General features: G+C 59.6%; 5 protein-coding genes. All 5 read right to left on the bottom strand.

All coding sequences use genetic code 11. The features are described 5' to 3' along the window. A partial coding sequence (locus ACFDS3_RS18940) for an MCP four helix bundle domain-containing protein (RefSeq protein WP_375263901.1) occupies window positions 1–1,243 on the bottom strand: 1,243 nt, incomplete at its 3' end. Between the two features lie 25 nt (window positions 1,244–1,268). Further along, window positions 1,269–1,751, bottom strand: coding sequence for a chemotaxis protein CheW (locus ACFDS3_RS18935; RefSeq protein WP_375263900.1), 483 nt, complete (start codon window positions 1,749–1,751; stop codon window positions 1,269–1,271). Continuing rightward, window positions 1,748–3,712: a chemotaxis protein CheA gene (locus tag ACFDS3_RS18930; protein ID WP_375263899.1), complete on the bottom strand. Its 1,965-nt coding sequence runs from the start codon at window positions 3,710–3,712 to the stop codon at window positions 1,748–1,750. The genes ACFDS3_RS18935 and ACFDS3_RS18930 overlap by 4 nt, the downstream gene beginning before the upstream one ends. Further along, complete coding sequence (locus ACFDS3_RS18925) at window positions 3,709–4,083, bottom strand: response regulator (RefSeq protein ID WP_375263898.1); 375 nt, start codon at window positions 4,081–4,083, stop codon at window positions 3,709–3,711. The genes ACFDS3_RS18930 and ACFDS3_RS18925 overlap by 4 nt, the downstream gene beginning before the upstream one ends. Beyond that, a complete protein-coding gene (locus tag ACFDS3_RS18920; RefSeq protein WP_375263897.1) occupies window positions 4,083–4,370 on the bottom strand; it encodes a hypothetical protein in 288 nt (95 codons plus the stop codon). The genes ACFDS3_RS18925 and ACFDS3_RS18920 overlap by 1 nt, the downstream gene beginning before the upstream one ends. Window positions 4,371–5,057: the final 687 nt, after the last annotated feature.

Raw genomic sequence — 5,057 nt, 5'->3', positions numbered from 1 at the left:
GCGTCACGTTCGCCCGAAGGTCGCCCTTGGCAATGCTCTCGGCGGCATGGCTCATGCCCTTCAGGTCGCCGACCATGCCGTTCATCGCGTTGAGCAGGGTGCCGATCTCGTCCCGGCTCTTGGTCTTGGCTTCGACGTCGAGATTGCCCCGCGCCACTTCCGTGACCACATCAACGGCCCGACCAAGCCCGCGGCTGATCGTCGTCGACAGCCAGAACGCAGCCGCGATGGCGACGACCACGGCGGCAGCGCCCAGGGTCAGCAGCAGGTTGCGCGAGTTCTGGTAAGCCTGCTGAGCTTCAACCTGTGCGGCTTCGAGAGAGACACGCGCACGGGTGGCGAGGGCATCAGCCGCCGCGAAGCTCTCCTTGAAGGCGGGCTCGAGACGCTCGTTCAGAATTTCTGTAGCTAGTGTGTTGGTGTTCCGAAGCGAAAGATCGACGGTCTGGGTCAGAGGTATTTCCCACGCCTGCCATAATGCCCGGATCGTATTGACGGTAGCAAGATCGGCGCCAGAGGCGTTAAGCTCCGCCGAGGCTAAGTTTTCAATCAGCCCCTCTTTCTGGTCCGCAAACTCTGCTGCCTTGGCCGCGAGGCTTTCACCGTCGACCAAGATGAGCATCTGGCGCTCGATGCTCTGCAGACCTCGAATGTTGTCGGTCATCGCATCAATGTTCGTCTCGAGCTCCTCAAGACGTGCGTCGCGGGCGGCGCGGGCGGCGAAGGCCGCAATTCGGCTCCGCAGGTCGCCAATCATCTTTTCGGTCTGAGCATAGAGAGCGTCGAACGCCGGTTCGCTCTCATCCATATAGGTTCTCGTGGCGCGCACGTTCGTGTTCGCCAGTCCCAGTGGGCGCAGCTCAGCTTCGACCGCGAGAAATTCACGCCACTCCTTATCGAACGCCGCACGAAGTGCCGAGGTCGATTCACCATTGTCACTGTTTGCGATATTGGTGACTGCATCGCCAACGTCCGTGATTTGCTGATCGACCTGACCGGCGATTTGCCCGGCGACGTCGGCATCCGGTTGCGCGAGATAACTCTTGATCAGACTCATCGAGCGCGCCGCGTTAGCTTCAATTTTCAAACTCTCGTCGAGCTGGTAAGCTGTGTTATCCGCCATCTGGTTGAGGTTCGCATGAAGTTTTCCGGCTTCTTTGAGAGCTATGAAGCTCGAGACGCCGATCAGCGCGACCAGCACCACAAAGGTAGCGATCAATCTCGCTTTGATAGTCATATGCATTTTTATGGCCTCACGTTGTCTTTAACTATATGCTCGGTTGACCTGCCGGCGCGAAGGCGGCGTCGACATCGAGAAGGACCACGATGGCGCCATCTTTGCGAACGACGCCCCGGAGCAGGTCTGTCGGCCACCTCACACCCAGTTCCGGGACTGCTTCCACGTCAGTCACCGCAGTTTCGGTGATGTCATCGACATCGTCGGCGAGCATTGCGACCTTGGTGGCCTGACCATCGAGGACGAGATCGAGTACAAGAATCCGGCTGGTCTCGCCGATTTCCCCTGGTTTCATGCCCAAGCGTTGTCGCAGGTCGACGACTGGAGCAATCGCGCCTCGGACGTTGATGAGGCCAGGCGCGAAGGGGTCCGCATTGGGCGCCCTTGTGACGGGCAACGGATCGATGATCTCACTCACGTGCTCAACCGGGAGGGCGAAAGTCTCGCCATCCAGTGAGAAGGTCAGCGCCATCGACACCTCAGAGATCTCTGTCATCTTCATTACTTCCTTCATGCGACAGCCCTCAGTGCAGTTTGCGCACGCTTCACGATGGCGGCCGCGTCGAGGATGAGCGCCACCGAGCCATCCCCAAGAATGGTCGACCCAGCCAAGCCTTCGATCCCACGGTGGTAGACGCTGAGCGGCTTGATCACGGTTTGGTGTTGACCAATTACCTCGTCGACAACGAGACCGGTGCGTCGTCCTTCGACACTGGTGATGACCACGCGGCGGTCAGGATTGTCGATGCGATCGAATCCGAAAAGGGCGTCCAGGTTAAGGAACGGCACCAGCTGGTCGCGAATGCGCAGGAGAGACCGACCGCTTTGCCTGAGTTCTTCGTCACGCGGCAGCTCGACGCATTCCTCCACATTCGACAGAGGGAGGACGAAGGGTCCATCCCCAACCTTGACCAGAAGCCCCTCGATGATCGCCAAAGTCAGCGGTAGACGCAGTGTTACCTCGGTACCGAGCCCCTTCTGCGACTTCACCTCCACGGTTCCGCGCAGGTCATCGATGACACGGCGCACCGCGTCCATGCCGACGCCACGGCCCGAAACGCTTGAAAGAACCTTGGCCGTAGAGAAACCCGGCTCGAATATCAGTCCGAAAAGCTGGTCTTCAGAGACCTCCTGGTTCGCATCTATGAGGCCACGCTCAATGCCTCTGGCACGAATTGCCTCGGCGTCCAATCCCTTGCCATCGTCGACGACAGAGATGAGAACCTCGCCGCCCGATTGCCGCGCCCGCATCGACACGGTGGCGCGATCGGACTTCCCGGCCGCGCGTCTTTCCTCGGGCGTCTCAATGCCATGATCGATCGAATTTCGGATAATGTGAACGAGCGGTTCGGTCAGGCTGTCGATGACGTTTTTGTCCACCTCGGTCTCGCCGCCATGGGTCTCGAAGGCAATCGACTTGCCTAGTTCAGTCGACAGATCGCGCACGACTCGGCGGAATTTTCCGAACACGAGCTCGATTGGCAGCATTCGGATTGACAGAGTGGTGTCGCGCAGCCCAGTAACCAGCCGCTCGATTTCCTCGACAGTGCTGGCCAATCCTAGATCGCCGAGTTCGGTAGAAATCCGGTTCAGGCGAGCTTGTGCAATTACCAATTCGCCTAGTTGATCCATCAGTTCATCAAGGCGATGCGACTGGACACGAACGGAATCAGCCTTTTGAGCCGACCGCGTCTCTTCCGGCCTTGCTGTGGCCACCGCACTCGGGGCCTCCTGCTCAGACCCTCCATCGGTCACCTCGACAGATGCGGCGGCTGAAACGTGGTCTGCAACGCTCGCGGTCATGTTTTCGATCTTCAGGGTCCAGTCTGAGGCGAAGATGAACACGTCTTCGATTGCTTCGCGTCCGGCGGACGTTTCGAGTTCGACGTTCCAGCAGAGATGGCAGACGGTTGGATCCAGAGAGCGCAAACCCGGCACGTCACCTGCGTTCGCCAAGATCTTAGCTTCGCCCAGCTCGTTCAATTCGTCGAGAATCAGGTCCGGGCGCATGCCAGTTCTAAGCGCGGAGGCGTCGGGCTTGAACGTGATCGAGAACCGTTCACGCTTTGACACCTCCGGCATTTCTTTCGGAGCGGCCTCGGCCAACGCTTCGATCTTCGCGACAAGACCGGCCGTGGCGGCATCCTGCGCCAGTGTGCCGCCGTCGTCGGGGCCAGCGTCCAGCATGCGCTCTAGGTGATCACTTGAAGCAAGGGAAAGCTCGATCAGCGTCGGTGTAACTGTCGCCTTACCTTCGCGAATTCGGTCGTATGCATTTTCGAAATGGTGAACGAACGCCGAAAGAGTTGCGAAGCCGAACATGGCGCCCGACCCCTTGAGGGTGTGCAAGGCGCGGAAAACAGCGTCTACGCGAGAAGGGTTTATGGGATCAGCCTCGAGTTCGAGCAGGATACCCTCGAGATCTTCCAGGATGTCGCGTGCTTCCTGTACGAAGGACTGCGCGGCCGGGTTCACTGCGCAGCTCCGATCATCTTCGTGACCACCGCGACCAGCTTCGCCTCGTCGAACGGCTTTACCAGCCAGCCCGTGGCGCCCGCTGCCTTGGCTTCCATCATCTTCTCTTTCTGCGCTTCCGTGGTCAGCATCACGATCGGGATCCCGTCAAAGCGACGGTCCTCGCGCACCTTACGGATCATCTCGATCCCATTCATGTTCGGCATGTTAAGGTCGCAGACGATCATGTTGACCGTGTTGCTCGCGAGGGCCGTGAGTCCCTCCAATCCGTCGCCTGCTCCGACAACGTCGTACCCCTTTGGCTGCAACGTGAAGCCGATCATGTCGCGAATGCTCTTGGAGTCATCGACGCTGAGAACCGTCTTCGCCATCATTGTATCTCCTTAGTGTTTCCGATTGCCGTCAGCGTGGCGCAGGCCCGCTCGCCGAAGGTGACCTGATCTTTGGGATAGGTTCGCTCTGCACTGACGAGCAGTTGCAGCGAGAGCGGACTGATGTCTCTCCCGCCGGGACCGACCTCGATGAGTGCGCTAATGTCGGAATTCTCGATCGCATCGAACGCAACCGGAACCTGAATATGGGCCTCCGTCACCGACCCTGCCTTTAGGAATGCCGAGAGATTTGTCGTGATCTCGCCGCGTGGGTTGGGAGCTGGCATCTGAACCTCTCGACTGCTTCAGTCGTGAATGTCGAGGAAACACGGTAACATCCGGTAAACACGGGCTGGAAAAATCCGGTGGGGTGTGGTGAGGGAAAGGCGCATCAGCCTAAAATGCCGATGAACTTCGTGTGTCAGCCGCCAGCGCCGCACCCTCCGCTTTATCGCCCCCGGCTGCCACCAGAACGTAAGCCACGCCGGTCCTTGAGCGGGCCTTTGTCGCCTCGCGCTTTGACATCGACGGCCTGGGTGCGCCGCTACAATTGAGAGCTCCCTTGCGGTCCCACGCCTGATCGCATCACTGAGGCTGGGATGGTGATAAGTTGAGACGGACGCCCCCAAGGAAGGTAGCTGGCTTTGCTCCCGTCAGTTTTGTCGCCCGGTTCGCCATGCTCGCACCCTCGCCCGGGTCACCTTTTCCTCTCATGGCGCTGCGCTTGGCCACGCATGCCTCGTGCCCGCTTGTGCGACCAAGCTCGCGAGACCTTAAACCGTTGAGGTGACGCGGATCGATCCCGCGCCCGCGATTCAAGCACGATCTATCGCCCGGCACCGAGGCCTCTAAGCGATACTGGAAGAAATTTACGAGCACTTTCCCAGATACGGCGCGGCCTTCTGATCCTGCGGATTCTCGGCATGAAGACCATGTCGTCCGCGACCTCGCGGTCGACGCGCAGAACCGCCGTC

The organism is Palleronia sp., from assembly GCF_042089775.1.
GTDB lineage: Bacteria > Pseudomonadota > Alphaproteobacteria > Rhodobacterales > Rhodobacteraceae > Palleronia.
Note: the sequence above shows the minus strand (reverse complement) of the source record. Positions and strands in the feature narration are given on the sequence as shown.